Here is an 18887-nt window from a genome sequence, read left to right as displayed (position 1 = left end):
TAAAGTCCGTTTGACATTTTTTAGTAACCCAACCTACTTGAACTGCCGTCTCTAGCCTTCCGCTGTCCGAAAAGGCAATGAAACAGTAAAAGTAGTTTTACCTGGAATGGATTCAACGTCAATTTTACCCTGATGCTTTTCAATAATCTTTTTCACAATATCAAGCCCTAATCCACTCCCTTCTCCGGCTGACTTGGTTGTAAAAAATGGCTGAAATATCTTAGCTTGAATTTCTGGAGGGATTCCCTTGCCACTATCGGTAATGCTAACGTTTATCTGTTGGTTTTGCTGCTTGACATCAAGGGTTAATGTTCCTTTATTATCCATTGCCTGTAACGCATTATGAATCAGATTCGTCCAGACTTGATTCAGTTCATCTGCATAACATAATATCGGTGGTAACTCGTCATAGTTGCGGATGACATTAATTCCATGTTTGAGTTGATTCTGATACAGGGTTAGCACAGTTTCAATACCTGCGGTTAGGTTTGCCGGAATCATTTTCCCCGATTCGTCATAACGGGAGTATGTTTTTAAGGCAAACACGACTTTAGAGGCTCGTTCAGTTGCGGTGTTGATGGTTTGAGTTCCCCGTTGTAATCCCGATAGTTTGTACGCTATTTCTAAGAGGTGCAAACTATCGGGACGTTTCAGTATAGGGAAAAAGTCTTCAATATTTTCATAAATCCCCATATCAACCAAAGTATCGGCTAGGGTATCCGCATCCTGAATGTCTTCCGCCTCTAATTGGCGAACTAAGACTCGCCGCCGTTTGCGTTCTTCTTTCGCGGTTAAATCCGATTCGTTTTGGAGTGAACGTTGCAACATTTTCAGAAAATCGTGTCCTTCTTCTGGCGATAAGGATTGAAACAGCGTGGGTAATTGTTCCAGGGTTTGACTTAAAAACTTAGAAATATTTCCGGCGGAGGAACGAATCGCCCCCAAGGGTGTATTAATTTCATGGGCAATCCCAGCAATTAATTGTCCCAAGGCTGCCATCTTTTCCGATTGAATCAGTTCATCTTGGGTAGCTTTGAGAGAGTCGAGGGTATTTTTTAACTCTTGGGTGCGGGCGGCAACATTTTGTTCTAGAGTGTTATAAAGTCGGGCATTGTCGATCGCGATCGCGGCTTGTCCAGATAGGAGTTGTAACACTTCCAACCTGTCTGGCGTAAAGGCGTCTGTAGCCAGGTTATTTTCCAGATAAACGATACCACTGAGTTGACCTTGATTCAGTAGCGGCGCACACAAAACGGATTGGGTTTGATCGGCTTGAATATAAGGATCGTTGGTAAACTTGCCAAGTTTAGCCGCATTGGTTTGAACGACGGTTTCTTGGGTATGGGTGACATAGTTAATAATCGAGAGAGGGAGGTGATTTTCTAAGGGTAGAGATTGCAACACGGTGACGTGATTTGTTTCCACATTTAGCGACGCCTCAATCACCCATTCTCCCGATTGATTTAAAATCAAAACTCCCGTTTGCGCTCCTGTATTTTCGATTAAAATTTTCATCAACGCCGCCAGTAACTTATTCAGGGCAATTTCACTACCAATGGCTTGAGAGGCTTTCATCAGTGTGGCAAAATCTAACAGCGAAGCCGACTGATTTCTCTGAGACACACTACTCACCGTCGTGCGGCTGTCTGTAAGAAAACTGACGGGAGACGATGGCGCAAAAAGCTGGGAATATTGGGCTTCTAAATCTCTAACTTTTGCCGTCGCCCCCCAGCGGGTGTAAGTATAATGTGCCTCTTTAATATACGTATCAGCAACCTTGTCCATCCCCCGATTCTGATAAAACATGGCAGCTAAATTATAGGCTAAGGCTTCCTCTTGAATATAACCATTATCCCTCGCCCCGTTAATCGCTTGTTCATACCATTCCATCGCTGTCATCACTTCCCCCAAAACTCGCGCTTTTTCAGCGGCGACTAAATCCAGTTTATGCTGCTGATTCATCGCACCATGGTTTGCCCAGATCTGCATTTTTTCTTGATTAGCGTTAACCCGGTTAATCAACGCCTGTTTATCCGTTAGTGTGGCTTCAGGTAAAAGGGCGAGATGGGCAAGAGAATCATAAAAATAGAATATTGGAATTACGATCATTGCCGTAACTCCATTTAAATATTGTTCCGCTAAAACTGCATTTTCTACCGCTTGCTCAACCTCACCAAAGAGATAACAGAGAATCAGCTTATTTAAATAGAATAAATGCAGTTCTGTTCGGTCATTCGCCGCCAGCGCCCGGGGTAAGGATATCACTTCATTATATGCCTTACCCATTAACTGGGTGGGATTTTCTCCTTGATCCTGTAAATTCTGCACCGCCTGTAAAAAAATCGCCGTCCAATTAAATGGACTTTCCCGGCGAATTTGCCGCACCGCCTGATTATAGGTAGCAATTTCTTGTTCCACCTGCGTTAGTTCCACCCCACTAAAATAGAGATGATCGCAGGTATAAAAGGCACAATACCCAGCAAACTCAAAATCCCCCGTTTCCACGCCACTGTGATAACCCTCAATTAAAATAGGCAGGGTTTGACTAAAATGCTCTTTCCAATGCAAGATATGAGCGCCCAGCACCTCAAATACCTTACATTTGACTTGCTGAGCATTAAACCGATTCACTAAACTAAGCGCCAATTTACCAAATTGATATCCCGCCTCAAAATTTTGCTGACGATCTAATAAAATAAATCCATAACAGGCATAGCCAAATGCTGACAACGGCGCGTTCCCATGCTTAACCGATAACTGTACCATTGATGAGGCAATCAGGACAAAAAGATCGGGTGCGGCGATATAAGCAGCGGCAACTAAATTGGAGAGAATTAGCATAGCGGCTAGGGGTTCAGCGGCGGCCATTTCTGGTAGGTTAATTAGGTCTTCAATTTCATGTCCTGCCAATAGGGTAGCCGTTTCATCTAGTCCATTTTGCAAATCCGCAGCACTGGGTTCTTCAGGTAAACTAATCCCCAATAAATTCAGCACTTGCAGTCCAAGATGAATCGCTTCTTGGAGATTGTTTTGCGACGCGATCGCTTGAATCTTAACTTCATACACATTGACTTTTTCCAGCACAGTTTGAGCATGGGCAAAGAGAATCTCAGTCAATTCCTCCATAACCGTAAACTTGCCACCTAAATAGGCAGCTTGGGCGGCTTCTTCATATAAGGCTAAGGTTAAGTCATAGTCCCATTGCCAACTGTCTGCACCCAGCAGTTCTCGTCCCACAGTTAAATAGTTTAGCGCGGCACCATAAGCGGCTGATCCTTTGGCTTTTTGACCCGCGATTAAATTTAATTGGGCGATTTGATGGCGTTCAGCTTGACTAATTTTTCCTGATGTGTAATCCCAAGTATCACCAATTCCTTGATTCAGATGATCAACGATTGCAAATATTTTATTTGATAAGGTTTCCGAGTCAGCACTCTGCCAAAGTAGGCGACCAATTTGTAAGTGAACCGCTTTCTTTTGGCACTCATCAATTAAAGCATACGCCGCTTGTTGTACTCGGTCATGCAGGAATTTATACTCGTGAACCAGCAAGTCTGGATTGAGTTCCGAAAGGGGTACGATTAATTCCGATTGAACCGCTGTGACTAAGTTCGCGAAAATCACATCCTCTGGTTGTTCACAGACAATTGCCAGCGTTAATAAGTTGAAATTAGCACCGATACAGGCAGCTAACTGTAAGACATTCTGGGTTGAATCCGGCAGTTTTTTTAACCGATTCGTCATCAACTCGACGACGTTATCGGTAATGTTTTTCCCCTTGATTTTATTAATATCCCACTGCCATTGATGATTTTGCAGATTGAAAGTGATTAACTTTTCCGCATAGAGATTCCTTAAAAACTGATTCACGAAAAATGGATTACCTGCCGTTTTACTCATCACCAGTTCAGCTAAATGCTGGGCAGATTCGGGTGAGGATTTTAAGGTGTCACAAATAATTTGGCGAATATGGTCTAATTTCAAAGGCGATAAGGTAATACAGTTAACTGTCGCGCCTTGTTTTTGTAATCCATCTACTGTCATCATTAACGGATGAGTAGAGTTGACTTCATTATCCCGATAAGCACCGATTAAAAATAGATAATGGATCTCGCTATCGGTCATAATCAGTTGAATTAACTTCAGCGTCGCCAAATCTACCCACTGCAAATCATCGAGAAACATCACTAAGGGATGTTCGGGTGAGCAAAATGCCCGCATGAACTTGCGAAAGACAATATTAAACCGATTTTGGGCTTCTTGTGACCCTAATTCTGGCACCGCAGGCTGTTGACCGACAATTCGTTCCACTTCCGGGATAACATCAATAATCACTTGACCATTTGCCCCCAAAGCGACTAATAATTTTTCTCGCCATTGATTGAGTTGGGCTTCGCTTTCGGTTAAAATTTGCTCCACCAATTCCTTAAAGGCTTTGACAATCGCTGAGTAGGGAACATTTCGTTGAAACTGGTCAAATTTGCCGGAGATAAAGTAGCCACGTAGTCGTGTATTCGGTTTATGAATTTCGGCAACTAAACAGGATTTACCAATCCCGGAATACCCTGCCACCAGCATCATCTCGATGGGGGGATGAGACGTGGGGAGTGAACCATCGACGGAAGAATCTGCCGATTTCTGAATGTCCTGATCCTCTCGATTCGCCACCCGATCAAAGGCAGCGAGTAAGGTGTCCACTTCCGCCTCTCGCCCATAAAGTTTTTGGGGAATGTGGAAGTGTTCAGAGATATCTTGAGAACCCAGCGGAAAGTCTTTAATTGTTCCCGTTTCGGCTAATTGTCTCTGACAGTTTTGCAAATCAGCTACCAGTCCCCAAGCACTTTGATACCGTTCTTCAGCCGTTTTTGCCATCAGTTTCATGACAATATTAGAAACGGTTAGCGGAATGGGTTTCAGAGGTTTTGCCGGAACGTCTCTACGCGCTTTTTCATGCACAATATGGAGAGGTGTCGGGACTTTGGCAATATGACAATGGACTAATTCTATGGCATCTTTTGTCTCAAAGGGTAGCGTTCCAGTTAGGAGTTCATAGAAGGTGACACCTAGGGAATAAAAGTCGGTGCGATAGTCGAGAGAACGATTCATTCGCCCTGTTTGTTCCGGGGAAATATAGGCTAATGTTCCTTCTAAGACATGAGGATTTTTGAGTGCCGTATTTTCGCGGGTAAGCTGGGTGGAGATGCCAAAGTCAATGAGTTTAAGTTGTCCGGTTTCGGGGTTGAAGACAATATTGCTGGGGTTAATATCTTTGTGAATGACATCAACGGCGTGAATCTGGGCGAGAATTTCGGCTATTTTGATGGCAATGTTGAGAAAGTCCCATAGAGGTAGAGGTGAGGAGAGTTTTGTTGGCTGACTCATCCACTGCTTTAAGGATTCACCGCCAAAATCCTCTAAGATGATCACTAAGGTTCTCTGATAGGGTTGGATATTATACGCTTTAACTACGCCATCAATCGCCAGATTGTGCGTAATTTCATACTCTTGTCGATATCGAGTTAACTCTTGTGGAGTGGGATAGTCTTGTTTAAGAAGTTTGAGAATGACGGGTTTGTGTTCACCTTCCTGAATACCGCGATAAACTAAGGTATTGGCACTTTCGTAGAGTTGGGACAGAATGCGGTAGTTAGCTATTTTTAAGATGGTGTTATTCGTCATACGTTGTCGGACTAGGAAATTCAGATAAGAGCGTTTACAAAAACAATATGATATGGTATTAATCGAGCCATCGCCCCAGAAATTTAGCCGTCGAACCGAAAAATCTGGGCGCGAATGGGATTCTATGAGTTTTCCTTGGGAGTAGGCGAACGCCTTTCCTATTCACCAACTCTGGTTAATGACACCCGAAAATGAAGCCTTCTATTTGGCATAGCAAATAGGGGCTATAGAGAGCGATCGCGAAACCCACCTGGCAAAGGTAACGGTAAATGACACCCGAAAATGAAGCGTTAGCGTGGCTTACCTTTATTTAACACATACAGTTTTATGTAATTATACTCTATGAAGACTTATTAGATGCTTAAATCAAGCTTAATTTTATTTGTTTATGTCATACATTTATATGACTTGTAATACAGCCATTGTGAACTCTTGTCTGTCCAGATGTCAGATATTGCATCTGCACTAAGCTGTCATGAATTTAAATTGGGTATTAGTCGCGAGCAAGATGCTTAGTCGCGAGCAAGATGCTCGCACTACATACAAGATGCTCGCACTACATACAAGGATGAGAGCCATTATTCATTAATACCAAGTTGCGTTCTATCATGTCTAGGAAGAGCGAAGCGTGAAGCTTTCGCTATAGCGAGGAACGAGATACGAGAATCTGGACAGATGCGCGAGCGTCATTCCGTTTCACTGCATTCTGCTCAGAATGACAGATTCTACCTTAGACTGCAACTTGGTATAAGGTTTAAATGCAGAACCGCTTAGCTTCCCTGTCACCTAAAGTAAAAGGTAGAAGACTGAAGGTAGAAAATAGAAGCTTTATTACTGCTACGCGGTCGTTTCATCCGTTAAACTTGTCCTAACCTTTAGGGTGACAGTTATAAATCGAAACCATTGTGATCAACTGAATGTGGATAACCAATTTGCACCGTTTTCTCACAGGTACAACGAAGCCTTACTTTAGGGTTTGGTTGACGCTGAGTCTACTAATTGCCACACTTTACGGCACGTTAGCCTTTCAACCCGCCTTCAGCAGCGAATACGTGGTGCAGGATGATGCGCGACAACACGTCTTCTGGATGCGGCGATTTTTAGATCCAGAGTTATTTCCGAATGATATCATTGCCGATTATTTCCAATCGGTTGCACCGTTAGGATATCGCGCCCTGTATCATTTCATGGCAGGGATTGGGATTGATCCGATTGTTTTAAGTAAAGTTTTACCTCTAGTTTTGGGATTAGTTACCACGGGTTACTGTTTTGGCGTGGCGTTGCAGGGCGTTTCTGATTTTGCAGTTGTGGCGGTTTAACCTGAAATTCCCCTCTGTGTCTCAAAATCGCCGCGATTATGTATTCTGTTTCACGGGTTTGGCGGTGGCGTTTGCGGTGTTATTCCCCTACAGGATGAGTTTGTCAGAATTTGCCCCAGTGATCACGGCTGTACAAGCCAAAGGTTTACCCGATTTCTTATCGCAAGGGCGAACCAGATTTTTTGTCAACGATGCTTGGTCATTCTGGTTTAATGGACGCAGTGGTATCCGCATTGATACCGCATTAGCGCCGCCTCTGAGTTATTTGGGGTTGCTATTACCTGTTGTGTTATGCTTTCCCTCTCGCTTTCCCCTCGCCAAGCAGGTAACTGGGAAGATGGGAGTCTTAGGCAAGTTCTTATTGGCGTCAGCTATCTTATTTTTAGCCGCCCATGCCCTGCTGTTCAAACTGCACCTACCCAGCCGTTATACTCAGCATAGCTTACGGATTGCGATCGCACTGGCGGCGGCAATCGTTATTACCCTAATCCTAGACGCGGTTTTCGCGTGTACAGATGCGCCATGGCGCGTCTGTACGGTTAAATTGGGATCAGTTTTGGCATTAGCTTTAACTGGTGTCATCGGAATTACTTTAGTCGGCTATCCTCACTTAGTTCTAAATACATTTCCCTGGACGGCTTATATTGGTGGCAATGTGCCGACGTTATATGAGTTTTTTCAACAGCAACCGAAGGACATTAAAATTGCCTCGTTAGTGGAAGAAGCGAATAATTTACCCACGTTTTCTCAACGGTCAATTTTAGTTGGTCGCGAATATGCGATTCCCTATCATTGGGGCTATTATCGCCAATTTCGCCAGCGGATGTCGGATTTAATTGAAGCACAATATAGTCCAGATTTGGCGATTGTCCAGGAGTTTATCCAAAAATACGGGATTGATTTTTGGCTGCTACCGACTACACCGTTAACAGTCGAATCGATTGCGAATGATTCTTGGTTGATGCAGTACCAACCTGCGGCAAATCAAGCCATCGCTCAACTTAAAGCTGGGAAACAACCTGTTTTGGCATCGTTGAGAACTGATTGTGCGGTTTGGGAAACGCCGGGATTGATGGTTTTAGAGGCAGAGTGTATCCTACAACAAAGCACCATTTTCAATAAGGCGGTTAGAAACCGCAGCTACACAAACAAAACCCGCCTTGCCTTCGGCAAGCTTCGCTAACGCGGGTTCCAAAACTCTTAATTTTTCTCGATTTCCGCGTTAACTGTTGTGGCGATGCCTGTTATGTTGTCAGGGGAGGATGTATTACCAGGGTTGAGTTTAGAAATTATGTAGGGGCGGGTTTAGGGATTCAATCAACGATATCACCGATAACTTTTCAACAAAACCCGCCCTTTTCATACGTCTCGCTGACTGGAGTTTAAGGTTGGTGGGCAATGCCCACCCTACGATATATCAAGAATTTCGGTGATCCTAAAATGCAAATTTTCAGTGCCATTGTTTTTTACGAGAAATCCTGCCCCAACGACGAATCCATTGGCGTGGGATATGCGAATAATCGCAGTTTTAAAGGCATTCAGGTAAACTGAGTTATCTGCCATCACGTTTTTTCGATTGACTCTGATTCCATTTCAAGGTAATTTCATAGCTGACTTCGCCACCGACTGAGGTAAAGACTGCGCCTGCGTCAGCGGTTAACTTCAGCCCAAACTTGACTTCCACTTCATCAGCGGGTGTGTTGAGGTCATTGAGTTTGGAAATTATCTTAGAGGCGACAGGTTTAATCGTATCTAGTGCCTGATCAAATGACTGTTGGGTTTTCAACGCTAACCGCCCCGAGGGTAACGCGACTCGTTCAACCGCCGTCGTTTCGGGTTCGTCTACCTCGACGAAGAACGTGGTGTCGTCGTCTAGGGAAAATTCAACGAGTTGTTTCAATGTCGTTATGAGTTTATTTATATGTCCAGCTCTACTGTAGAAAACTTGGTGATTATCGGTTCGGGTCCTGCAGGTTACACCGCTGCCATTTATGCCGCCCGTGCTAACCTTAAACCCTTGATGTTTGAAGGCTTCCAAGCGGGAGGACTTCCTGGCGGTCAGCTAATGACCACAACTGACGTAGAGAACTTTCCCGGTTTCCCCGAAGGGATCACAGGTCCGCAACTGATGGAGCGGATGAAAGCCCAAGCCGAACGCTGGGGAACGGAGTGCTATACCGAGGATGTCACGTCTGTGGATTTGAGTCGGCGTCCTTTTATTATCCGTTCTGATGAACGAGAAGTCCAAACCCACAGTATTGTAATTGCCACTGGTGCTACCGCCAAACGTTTAGGACTCCCCAGTGAAAACCAATTCTGGAGTCATGGGATCTCCGCCTGTGCGATTTGCGATGGTGCGACTCCCATTTTTCATGGTCAATCCCTAGCCGTGGTGGGTGGGGGTGACTCGGCGGCTGAAGAAGCGGTGTATTTAACCAAATATGGGGATCATCTGCATCTATTGGTGCGCCGTGACCAACTAAGGGCATCGAAAACCATGCAAGATAGAGTGTTAAATAACCCCAATATTACCGTTCACTGGAATACGCAGGCGGTGGATGTGTTTGGCGAAAATGGTCGGATGAGTGGAGTCAAACTCCGCAACACCCAAACGGACGAGGAGAGCGACTTACAGGTTAAGGGATTATTTTACGCGATCGGTCATACTCCCAACACCTCCCTGTTTCAAGGACAACTCGACCTGGATGACGTGGGCTATGTTATTACTAAACCGGGTTCGGTTGAAACCAGTGTAGAAGGGGTGTACGCAGCAGGTGATGTGCAAGACCATGAATTTCGCCAAGCGGTTACGGCGGCGGGAACTGGCTGTATGGCTGCTATGTTAGCTGAACGCTGGTTGTCTGCCAATAACCTGATTCAGGAATATCACCAGAAACCCGAATCTGAACCACCAACCCAGACGGCGCAACAGAAACCAGCCGCAGATACAGAAGCAACTTTTGATATAAACAAGACATGGCATGTTGGCGGTTATGCCCTACGCAAACTCTTCCACGAGAGCGATCGCCTGATTATGGTTAAGTATGTTTCACCCAACTGTGGTCCTTGCCATACCCTGAAGCCAATTCTAAATAAAGTGGTGGATGCATATTTGGGCAAAATCCACTTTGTCGAGGTCGATATTGAAGCAGAACCCGAAATCGCTGAAAATGCCATGGTTACTGGAACACCCACGGTACAATTTTTCAAAGACAAAGAAATCGTGGATCAACTTAAGGGTTTAAAACAAAAAAGCGAATACCGTCAGATGATTGAGAAGTACCTACCTGCCGAAGTTTCAGCAGCTAGATAAGTTGCAGGTACGGGAGTTGTAAATACACGCCTAGCGACTTGCGATGAAAACCTACGGTGAGAAATCAACAGTCGCGTTATCGTGTGAGTAAATGAACTACCCCTGAGTTAGTATTAGCAATGAGTGCTATGACTGAATCCGTCCTTCATCAACATACGATTGAGTCCCCCGATCGCAACCAAGCCAGGGATCGTACCCGCCGCCTTGTTTGGAAAATCGCGATCGCTACGTTGCTGTTGATGGCAGTAGGGAGTGCGACGCGGGTGATGAATGCTGGACTCGCTTGTCCGGATTGGCCCCTGTGCTATGGACAGTGGGTGCCAAGTCAGCAGATGAATTTTCAAGTCTTTTTGGAATGGTTCCATCGCCTCGATGCGGCATTAATTGGTGTCAGTACAATCGCCCTAATGGGTTTGTCGTGGTGGGATCGCCGTTTTTTACCCAAGTGGCTGCCTTGGGCGGCAACCTTTGCCTTGGGTTTAATTGTGTTTCAAGGCGTCTTGGGTGGCTTAACGGTGACCGAACTGTTACGGTTTGATATTGTGACAGCTCACTTGGGTACAGCCTTGTTGTTTTTCTCAACCTTACTGATTATTGGTACTGCCCTGATGCCTTACAAGGGTACAGGAGCGGTTGGACGCTTACCCTGGATGGGTTTGACGGCAGCTATTTTGGTTTACTTACAAAGCTTGTTGGGAGGTTTGGTGGCTTCCCGTTGGGCATTACATCAATGCTTTGGCGCATCTCAACTTTGCACCGTGATGAATAGTCATATTGCGGGTGTAGTCCCAGCTACGTTAGTCACTTTAACCCTGGTTATTTGGGCATGGCGCACACCTGCCCTCCATCCCCTGTTGCGACAGTTGGCAAATCTGGCAGGTGGATTAGTAATTTTACAGATTATTCTGGGAGTGGCGACGTTCTGGTTACACCTACAGGTGGAACCTCTAACCGTGTCTCATCAAGCTGTAGGCGCTGCATTACTGGGAGATTTGATTGTCTTTACCGTTTTGGCATTACGCGATCGCACCACTGGGTTAGCGGTAGAAAAAGTAGGTGGGGACAATTAATGGGGATTGTCATTTGTCATTTGTCATTTGCTTCCCTATCTCCCCTATCTTCCTACCGCCGCCCCTACAGCATAAAAGCGGCGATTGTGTCAAAGTGTTAATGATTGTATATAGTGTTTCAATAAATAAGGAATTGGTGAATTTAATGATTGGGACAACTATATCCCGTCAACATGAAAACTTCCGGCAAGTGATTCAGAGCTACTACCAACTCACAAAACCTCGCATTATTCCTCTGCTGTTGATTACGACAGCCGCAGGGATGTGGATGGCATCTGAGGGGCAAGTTGATCCATTTTTGCTACTCATTACCCTGGTTGGAGGAACCTTAGCTGCTGCTTCGGCTCAAGTTCTCAACTGCATTTATGATCGCGATATCGATTATGAGATGCTACGCACCCGTAGCCGTCCAATTCCCTCAGGGCGGATACAAACTCGTGATGCTTTGTTATTCGCGATCGCTCTCGGATCTGCATCGTTTACCCTATTAGCCGTCTTTGCCAATCTTCTAGCTGCATTATTGGCAATGTCGGGCATTCTCTTCTACATGGGGATTTACACCCACTTACTCAAACGCCATACACCCCAAAATATCGTAATTGGCGGTGCAGCAGGGGCAATTCCAGCGCTGGTGGGTTGGGCGGCGGTGACGGGAGAGTTGAGTTTACCCGCCTGGTTACTGTTTGCTGTCGTCTTTTTGTGGACTCCTCCCCATTTCTGGGCACTGGCTTTGATGATTCGCGAGGATTACGCCAAAGTCGGGATTCCCATGTTGCCTGTTGTAGCAGGTGAAGAGTCTACAACCCGTCAAATCTGGGTTTACACGTTGTTAGTTGTTCCCGCGTCGCTGTTATTCATTTATCCGTTAGGAGTATCGGGTGTGGTGTATGGTGCGATCGCGCTGGTGTTGGGTAGTATTTTTCTGCAAAAAGCATGGCAGTTATTACAAAGTCCCACCAATAACCAACTGGCGCGAGGGTTGTTTAAGTATTCGATTCTGTACATGATGCTGTTATGTACTGGCATCGTAGTGGATAGTTTACCGATCACCCAGCAACTCTCGACGGCTTTAGCTGATAATTTGCAAACTTTGGTGAGTGCGATCCCGTTTTTGCCGTTTTCGGTTTAATGGGAATAACCAACTGTGGTAGAGACGTTCCGGCGGAACGTCTCTACTAAATGATTCGTGCTAATCGATGTCTGAGGTTATAAAATCAGGACTGACGCAACCACACCATATATATTGGTTAAGGTTCATTACGCTACGCTAACACACCCTACATATCGAGCCTTTGCCTAAGTCATAAAAATGTTAGAATTTCAGCAAGCTCCTGATGCAAGAGGCTAGGCAGAATGACAAAGATCGAAGTAGAACTCGACCAACAAACCCTTGAAAGTGCCAAGCTTTTGGCAGAGTATCGGCAAAGTACATTACCGGAACTGATTGCAGACGTTATCAAACTACTGATCCGGCAAAAAAGAACAAAAGATCCTTGGTTAGGATTAGTTGCTGATGAACCGGAACTTGTTGATGAGATACTTGAAGAAGCCCTAAAAAATCGGAGAGTACAGTTATTCAACGAAAACATTGGAAAAGGCACTGCTTGACACAGACATTTTGTCTGAAATTTTTAGGAGAATTAATCAAAGGGTTATAGCTAAAGCTACTGCTTATCGTGCTGTTTTCGGTTGCTACACAATTTCGGTTATTACCGTTATGGAGGTTGTCCAAGGTTGGCATAAACGTCAACGAGAAGATCGTGTTCACGAGTTTTTAGCTACACTTACCTCTGAAGAGGTTTTGACACTAGAACTGCCAGATGCCGCATTAGCAGGGCGTATCTATGCGGATTTAGAACGAATAGGACAACCCATTGGTTATCCTGACTCAATGATTGCTGCGATCGCTCTACAACATAATCTTACTTTGGTAACTGGCAATTTATCTCACTATCAGCGAGTTCAAGCCTTAGGTTATCCTCTGAGGTTGGATAATTGGCGAATTTAAATCGAAAGGTTTAGTCTAATTTTTATTTATTTTTCTGGCAGACAACGATAAAGTTTATATTTATATTCCCCTGCCCATGACCCATAAGACCGATCGCGAAAACAATGCTGCGCCTCTAAATCAACCGTAGTCCGAAAATCCACTAACCATAAATCGAAGGGGCGTGGTAGTTCAGTTAACGTGTTCTGCAAGCGTGCGATCGCGTCTGTATAGGTTCGGGTTTTGGGATCACGATCCGCTAGAAAAAATTGGGCAGATGCAGTTCTATCCGTTTCAGAATTATTCCTATCCGATAACCGTTTAAATTCCCAAGCTAACCCCATCAGTCGTCCGGTTTGTCCATGATGCTTGTGAGTGGTGGCGATGAATACGGGAGATTGAGACGCCTCTTGGATTACAGGTGCAAGTAAATCGGGACGGTGATTTTGTAAGTACCCTAAATTCCCAATTGCGGTGAATCCTCCCATTAATCCCATCAGCCAAATCATGACCACAATTGCTTTGCCATGCTTTAGCCTAGAAGCTGAATCAAATGTCACCTGCTGCCAAACTCCAGCCAGCATCCCCGCTAATAACAGGATCACAGCCGGAAAGTAAACAAACTGAAACCGCGCCCCTAGAGTTAAGTCCATACCTAAACCGTAGGTGATGCCCAAGACTAATGCGATCGCACTCCCTAAATATACCGACAAAATCTGCAAGGCTAAACGGCGATCAGGAAAGTGCTGCTGGAGTTTCCAGCCATTACCGAGTCTCGGTATCAGGCTAACCACAAATACCACCGTTACGATACCGGAGATTACCACGATCCAAATCGGCAGAACAGTTGTGGCGGTGGGAAGCAAGACGATCATACTCAGCCCCCAAATAAACAGCCGCCCGATGGGTGCTAACCATTCACGAGTGAGATCCCCGTCGGCTATCCAGGCTGTGGGTTCGCTACCGTAGATACTGGATAAAGCAGGTAGCCAGACTAAACCCCCGACAAGCGTCCCTAAAGCAACCCCATAGATACGCCGCCAATGCGATCGCGCCCAACTCTGAGGATCTTTCCTTCGCTGTTGCCAAGCCTGCGTCAACAGCACCACTCCTTCCGCACAAAGGGTTAAGCTAAAAAAATAATGGGTAGCGATGCCCAAACTATTGACACCCACCCACACTAATCCCATTCCTACTGATAACGGTTCCTCACGGTGGATACCCTGAATCGCCACAACTAAACAGGATAAAGACGCAATTACCCATAAAATCGCCAGAGTGTAGTGACGTGCATCTTGGGCGAGGAAAATCCCGTAAGGTGAAACCGCCATCATTGCGGCGGCAATTTGACCGACTAACCGAGAACCAAACACCAGATACCCCAAACCAAATAGGCTAGGAATAGCCGCAATTCCCAATAATGCCGAGAGCGATCGCGCCCCCCATAAGGATACCAATCCGTCATCGGTAGGAAATACCTTGATCCACAAATGGGTTAAGACAAAATAAATCGGTGGATGTGTACTTTCTTGGCTTAAATGGTTGACAACTGAACTAATATCTGCATCAGCCACAGGATGCAAGGGATAGAGCAAGACATCTAAACTAATCCACTGATTCAGTGGCACGGTTTGAAAACTGTTGCCTAAACTAAAGACCATCGTGGCGAACTCATCAGTCCATGGGGGTAGAGAAACCAAACGACTCAAGCGCAGAATTGCACCAATGGCTATCCATAACACGAGTAGCCCAAAGTGCAACCAATGTCGTTGTTTAGGGTTCATGGTTCATGGCAATTGATACACCAAGGCTTGAAGCCAAGTAAAAAGCGATACCTGACGATGAAGTCTAGATATCGCGTTTTGGCTTAGGAAATAGTTTCCAGCTTCCGGGATAAGGCGATCAATAGGTGATCGCATTTCTTTGTGGCTTTTCTACTCGGGAGACTCAGTGGGAGACTCAGTGGGAGACTCAGCCGGAGACTCTGTGCCGTCTCCACCGTCTGCTGGAGGTTCATCTATGCCTGCGTCATTTTGGCAAGCGCCCAAACTAGCTCCCAAAGCCAATACCAGCAGCAAACTCAGTAATTTCTTAGTCATACACTCCCCTTTGTGTTAAAGACTGCGTCAAATCAGACGTTACGCTAGCTTACTATAACTTTATACTTTTAACACGACTACTTGTTTTTTCCCTTAATCCAGCTAGAATGAACCCACTCTAACCGATAAGGGTGGCACTTCGCTACGCGCCGCTTCGCTAGCGTGAGAGTGAGGGAAGATGTTCAGATAGACTGGGATGACATTCACCCGCTTGTCTGACCCAGTTGTCTGAAGGTTGGTTATGATTCAGTAAATTCTGAAGAACTACGTAGAATAACTAAATTAGCTGCATAATTGTTAATATAGGGTTTTTTTGATGGTTTAGCCTATAAAATCAGGACAAGCCGTCAAGGTGGGTGCGGAGGATTGTTTAAGGAATGCATTGTGTTTTCTAATCTTTATCACGCTTTTCAATCGATCCAAGCTTGGATCAAGTATCCCCCAAGGCAAGCAGCACTAACCCAAAAAATCGTTGATCGCATCCGTAATTCCCTGGAATTGCAAGTTGTTGTGCAAACAGCCGTAGACGAAATTGCGGCGTTGCTTCGACTTGATTGTTGTAGTTTTTTCTGGTACTGGGAAGAACGGGGACAAGTTGAGATTGTCTGCGAACGCCGTCAGCATGAGCATCAGCCCTCGTATTTGGGAGAGTATCCCCTAGAATGTTTTGGTACTATGGCAAGAGCGATCGCCGAAGGGAAACGGATCGTTAATCGTGGCACAGCGCACTTGACACCCACAGGACTAAGGTGGAGAATTCAACAGCTTTTACAGAAATCCTCTGCCAATCCCCCATCCCTCATTCCCAATCCCTCCCCCTGGGACTATAAAGCCAGCTTATTGATTCCCGTCACAGGTAAAGAAAACGGAATTGGGTTTATTGCTTGTCTTTGTGAACAACCTCGGTTTTGGGCAACTCCAGAAATTCAATTTTTAGAGTCGATCGCGGAATCCTTAGAAATTGGTATCCGTCAAGCTCAACTCTATGAACAAACCCAGAACCAAGCCATTCGGGAGCAACTCGTTAATCATATTACCAGCCAAACTCGCCAGAGTTTTGATCCCCAGACCATATTAACCGAAGCAATTAGCCATCTGCGTTCAGCCTTGGAAGTGGATCGATGTTTGGTGCATTTAGTCGAGGATTACCAAACTTCAGATCTGCCAGTCGTCAACTCAGAAACCGCCGCTACCTGTAATGGTGAGTCATTAAACCGGGATCATCTCTATGAGGTGTATCGCCAACCCTTTACCCCTTGTAAAGACACATTTAATCCCCAAGGACCAATTACGCAGTGGATTATTCAGCACCGACGGGCGGTAGTGATTCCCGACGTAACCCAAGATGAACGGATTGATACCAACAACGAAGAATACCAGTCTGCCCACATCAAATCCTCATTAGTGGTTCCGGTTCAAGCCCATGGTAAACTCTATGCCATTTTGTTCCTCAATCAATGTGCTTACATTCGCTATTGGTCAAAACACGATCAAGAACTGGCACAAGCTGTCGCCGATCAACTCGCTATTTCCCTGCAACAGGCATATTTATATACCCGCACCCAGCAACAAGCGGCACATAATGCTATGCAAGCCCAAAAACTAGCAGAAATGATCGAAGAACTGCGGCTGACCCAAGTCCAACTGATTCAAAGTGAAAAAATGTCCAGTTTAGGTAGAATGGTGGCTGGGGTGGCTCATGAAATCAATAATCCCATTAGTTTCATCTATGGCAATATTCCTTACTTAGAAAATTATGTCAATGACTTGCTGCGTTTAGTGCAAGCCTACCAAACTGAATATCCCAACCCCTCACCGAGGCTGGAAAATATCTTGGAGGAGGTAGAAATTGAATTTTTAAGCAAGGACTTACCAAAAATTTTGCAATCCATGCAATCGGGAACCCGGCGAATTCAGGAAATCGTCCAGTTATTGCAGAGATTTTCGCGGCACAACGAAGCCTCCTTGAAACTGATTGATATCAACGTGGCATTGGAAAATACGTTATTAATCCTGCACAACCAATGCATCAATACGATTACCATAGAACGGCATTACGATAACCTCCCTCATGTCGAATGTTACCCTAAGCCGATCAATCAAGTATTTCTCAATCTTCTGACGAATGCCATTGAAGCACTCAATCGTTCACCCAATTCTGATAAAATGATTACCCTGCGAACGCAATGGAAACCGAGCATCCATTCCTCGGATGAGGATCGGGTAGAAATTAGTATCGCTGACAATGGTGTAGGCATTAATCCAGAGGTTCTCTCAAGTATCTTTGAGCCATTTTTCACAACCAAAGCTGTTGGAGAAGGTCGAGGTTTGGGTTTAACCGTGACCTATCAAACCATTGTTAATCAACACCAGGGGCAACTAGACGTGCGATCGCAACCGGGTCAAGGGACTGAGTTTATTTTGCAAATCCCCGTGCGCCATCATCATGCCCTAAAATCGAGTCCCTCGTCCTCTCAATCCCCCACTCCTGCTTCTGACTTGTCACGGGAAGTCGCTAAACCAAGTTGACAGGAGAGATGGGGAGATGGAGAGATGGGGAAGATGGGGAAGATGGGGAAGATGGGGAAGATGGGGAAGAATTTTCTCAGTCAATGGTTAACAGCCAACACTCTTGCACTCAAAACTCGGTAGGGGCGAGTTTTGTCACATCCTTTGTCAGGTAAGAAATGATAATAGTCAAACTTGCTCCTACACAAAACTAAAAACTCAAAACGCAAATATCTGCCAAACGCTTATGAATGCTGTCTCTCGTTCTGTTCCAATTCAACGTCATCCTTCTCGCCAAGTTCCGGTTTCCTCGAAAAGGCGGTCATCTCGATCAAGCCCTGTGTCCCCCTTGGCCTCTAGAACCAGTCGCCAAAAGGTAGAAAGGCTTGACACCTCACGAGAACGGACTCCTGGCTGGTTGCGATCGCTGATGATTCTGCAACGCGGTTCGGATGTGATCACGCTGATCCTGGGTATTGTGACACTAACCATTTATTCCTGGACTGTATATACCCAGCAGCAGTGGACGCAAGAATACCGAAAATTGGGAACGCTCCAGCGGAATGAGCGTGATCTGACAACAACGAATGAAATCATCAAAGATCAACTCGCTCAACAAGCGGAACGCCCTGCCACAGGTTTGGTAACACCTACTACTGCCAATACCCTTTTGCTCTCTCCGGCACCTCAGCGCCCATTCCAGGAATCTCCGAATCAGACGCCTGATCAAGAAACCCTGGCAAAGACTCCTTTGGGATATTGAGGTAACACACACAAGTGCAGAAGGAGCTGGGGGAGCTGGGGCAGCAATGTAGAGACGTGCCATGGCGCGTCTGGAAGCTGGGGGAGCAGAGAAAGAAAAGATTTAATTAGAGCTTATCCCAACCCGATTGGGAGTAGAAGAGTACAAGG

Annotated in this window: 14 protein-coding genes; 10 read left to right on the top strand and 4 right to left on the bottom strand. The window is 45.4% G+C overall.

Features of this window, described 5'->3' with window-relative positions:
* Positions 1-51: 51 nt before the first annotated feature.
* A complete protein-coding gene (locus RH949_RS04330; RefSeq protein ID WP_446352033.1) occupies positions 52-5679 on the bottom strand; it encodes a trifunctional serine/threonine-protein kinase/ATP-binding protein/sensor histidine kinase in 5628 nt (1875 codons plus the stop codon).
* A 917-nt stretch (positions 5680-6596) separates the two neighbouring features.
* Here RH949_RS04330 and RH949_RS04325 point away from each other — a divergent pair.
* Together RH949_RS04325 and RH949_RS04320 are read left to right on the top strand one after the other, a co-directional pair.
* On the top strand, positions 6597-6998 hold the full coding sequence (locus RH949_RS04325; RefSeq protein ID WP_446352032.1) for a hypothetical protein: 402 nt from the start codon (positions 6597-6599) through the stop codon (positions 6996-6998).
* Positions 6949-8181 carry a hypothetical protein gene (locus tag RH949_RS04320; RefSeq protein WP_446352031.1) on the top strand — a complete coding sequence of 411 codons (1233 nt, stop codon included), beginning with the start codon at positions 6949-6951 and terminating at the stop codon, positions 8179-8181. Before RH949_RS04325 ends, RH949_RS04320 begins: the two co-directional genes overlap by 50 nt.
* 369 nt (positions 8182-8550) lie before the next feature.
* Here RH949_RS04320 and RH949_RS04315 read toward each other — a convergent pair whose 3' ends face one another.
* Positions 8551-8898 carry a CU044_2847 family protein gene (locus RH949_RS04315; RefSeq protein ID WP_446352030.1) on the bottom strand — a complete coding sequence of 116 codons (348 nt, stop codon included), beginning with the start codon at positions 8896-8898 and terminating at the stop codon, positions 8551-8553.
* Positions 8899-8919: 21 nt separating this feature from the next.
* On the opposite strand from RH949_RS04315, the gene trxB reads away from it, so the two are divergent.
* The 5 genes from trxB (at position 8920) to RH949_RS04290 (ending at position 13389) form a co-directional block, all read left to right on the top strand.
* Entirely contained in the window at positions 8920-10311 is a 1392-nt protein-coding gene (gene trxB / locus RH949_RS04310) for a thioredoxin-disulfide reductase (protein ID WP_446352029.1), read from the top strand.
* A 128-nt stretch (positions 10312-10439) separates the two neighbouring features.
* Entirely contained in the window at positions 10440-11381 is a 942-nt protein-coding gene (locus RH949_RS04305) for a COX15/CtaA family protein (protein WP_446352028.1), read from the top strand.
* A gap of 145 nt (positions 11382-11526) precedes the next feature.
* On the top strand, positions 11527-12510 hold the full coding sequence (locus RH949_RS04300; protein ID WP_446352062.1) for a heme o synthase: 984 nt from the start codon (positions 11527-11529) through the stop codon (positions 12508-12510).
* 224 nt (positions 12511-12734) lie between these two features.
* Positions 12735-12989: a hypothetical protein gene (locus tag RH949_RS04295; RefSeq protein WP_446352027.1), complete on the top strand. Its 255-nt coding sequence runs from the start codon at positions 12735-12737 to the stop codon at positions 12987-12989.
* Positions 12970-13389: a PIN domain-containing protein gene (locus RH949_RS04290; RefSeq protein ID WP_446352026.1), complete on the top strand. Its 420-nt coding sequence runs from the start codon at positions 12970-12972 to the stop codon at positions 13387-13389. Before RH949_RS04295 ends, RH949_RS04290 begins: the two co-directional genes overlap by 20 nt.
* A gap of 26 nt (positions 13390-13415) precedes the next feature.
* Here the strand turns inward: RH949_RS04290 and RH949_RS04285 are convergent, their stop codons facing one another.
* Both RH949_RS04285 and RH949_RS04280 read right to left on the bottom strand, forming a co-directional pair.
* Positions 13416-15152: a glycosyltransferase family 39 protein gene (locus RH949_RS04285; RefSeq protein WP_446352025.1), complete on the bottom strand. Its 1737-nt coding sequence runs from the start codon at positions 15150-15152 to the stop codon at positions 13416-13418.
* A 150-nt stretch (positions 15153-15302) separates the two neighbouring features.
* Entirely contained in the window at positions 15303-15467 is a 165-nt protein-coding gene (locus RH949_RS04280) for a hypothetical protein (RefSeq protein WP_446352024.1), read from the bottom strand.
* 384 nt (positions 15468-15851) lie between these two features.
* On the opposite strand from RH949_RS04280, the gene RH949_RS04275 reads away from it, so the two are divergent.
* The 3 genes from RH949_RS04275 (at position 15852) to RH949_RS04265 (ending at position 18738) form a co-directional block, all read left to right on the top strand.
* Entirely contained in the window at positions 15852-17996 is a 2145-nt protein-coding gene (locus RH949_RS04275) for a GAF domain-containing sensor histidine kinase (RefSeq protein WP_006100759.1), read from the top strand.
* A gap of 8 nt (positions 17997-18004) precedes the next feature.
* Complete coding sequence (locus RH949_RS04270) at positions 18005-18151, top strand: hypothetical protein (protein ID WP_446352023.1); 147 nt, start codon at positions 18005-18007, stop codon at positions 18149-18151.
* A gap of 164 nt (positions 18152-18315) precedes the next feature.
* Positions 18316-18738 carry a hypothetical protein gene (locus RH949_RS04265; RefSeq protein WP_157453148.1) on the top strand — a complete coding sequence of 141 codons (423 nt, stop codon included), beginning with the start codon at positions 18316-18318 and terminating at the stop codon, positions 18736-18738.
* Positions 18739-18887: the final 149 nt, after the last annotated feature.

It is taken from the genome of Coleofasciculus sp. A1-SPW-01 (genome assembly GCF_040217205.1).
In the GTDB taxonomy this organism is placed as follows: domain Bacteria; phylum Cyanobacteriota; class Cyanobacteriia; order Cyanobacteriales; family Coleofasciculaceae; genus Coleofasciculus; species Coleofasciculus chthonoplastes_A.
Note: the sequence above shows the minus strand (reverse complement) of the source record. Positions and strands in the feature narration are given on the sequence as shown.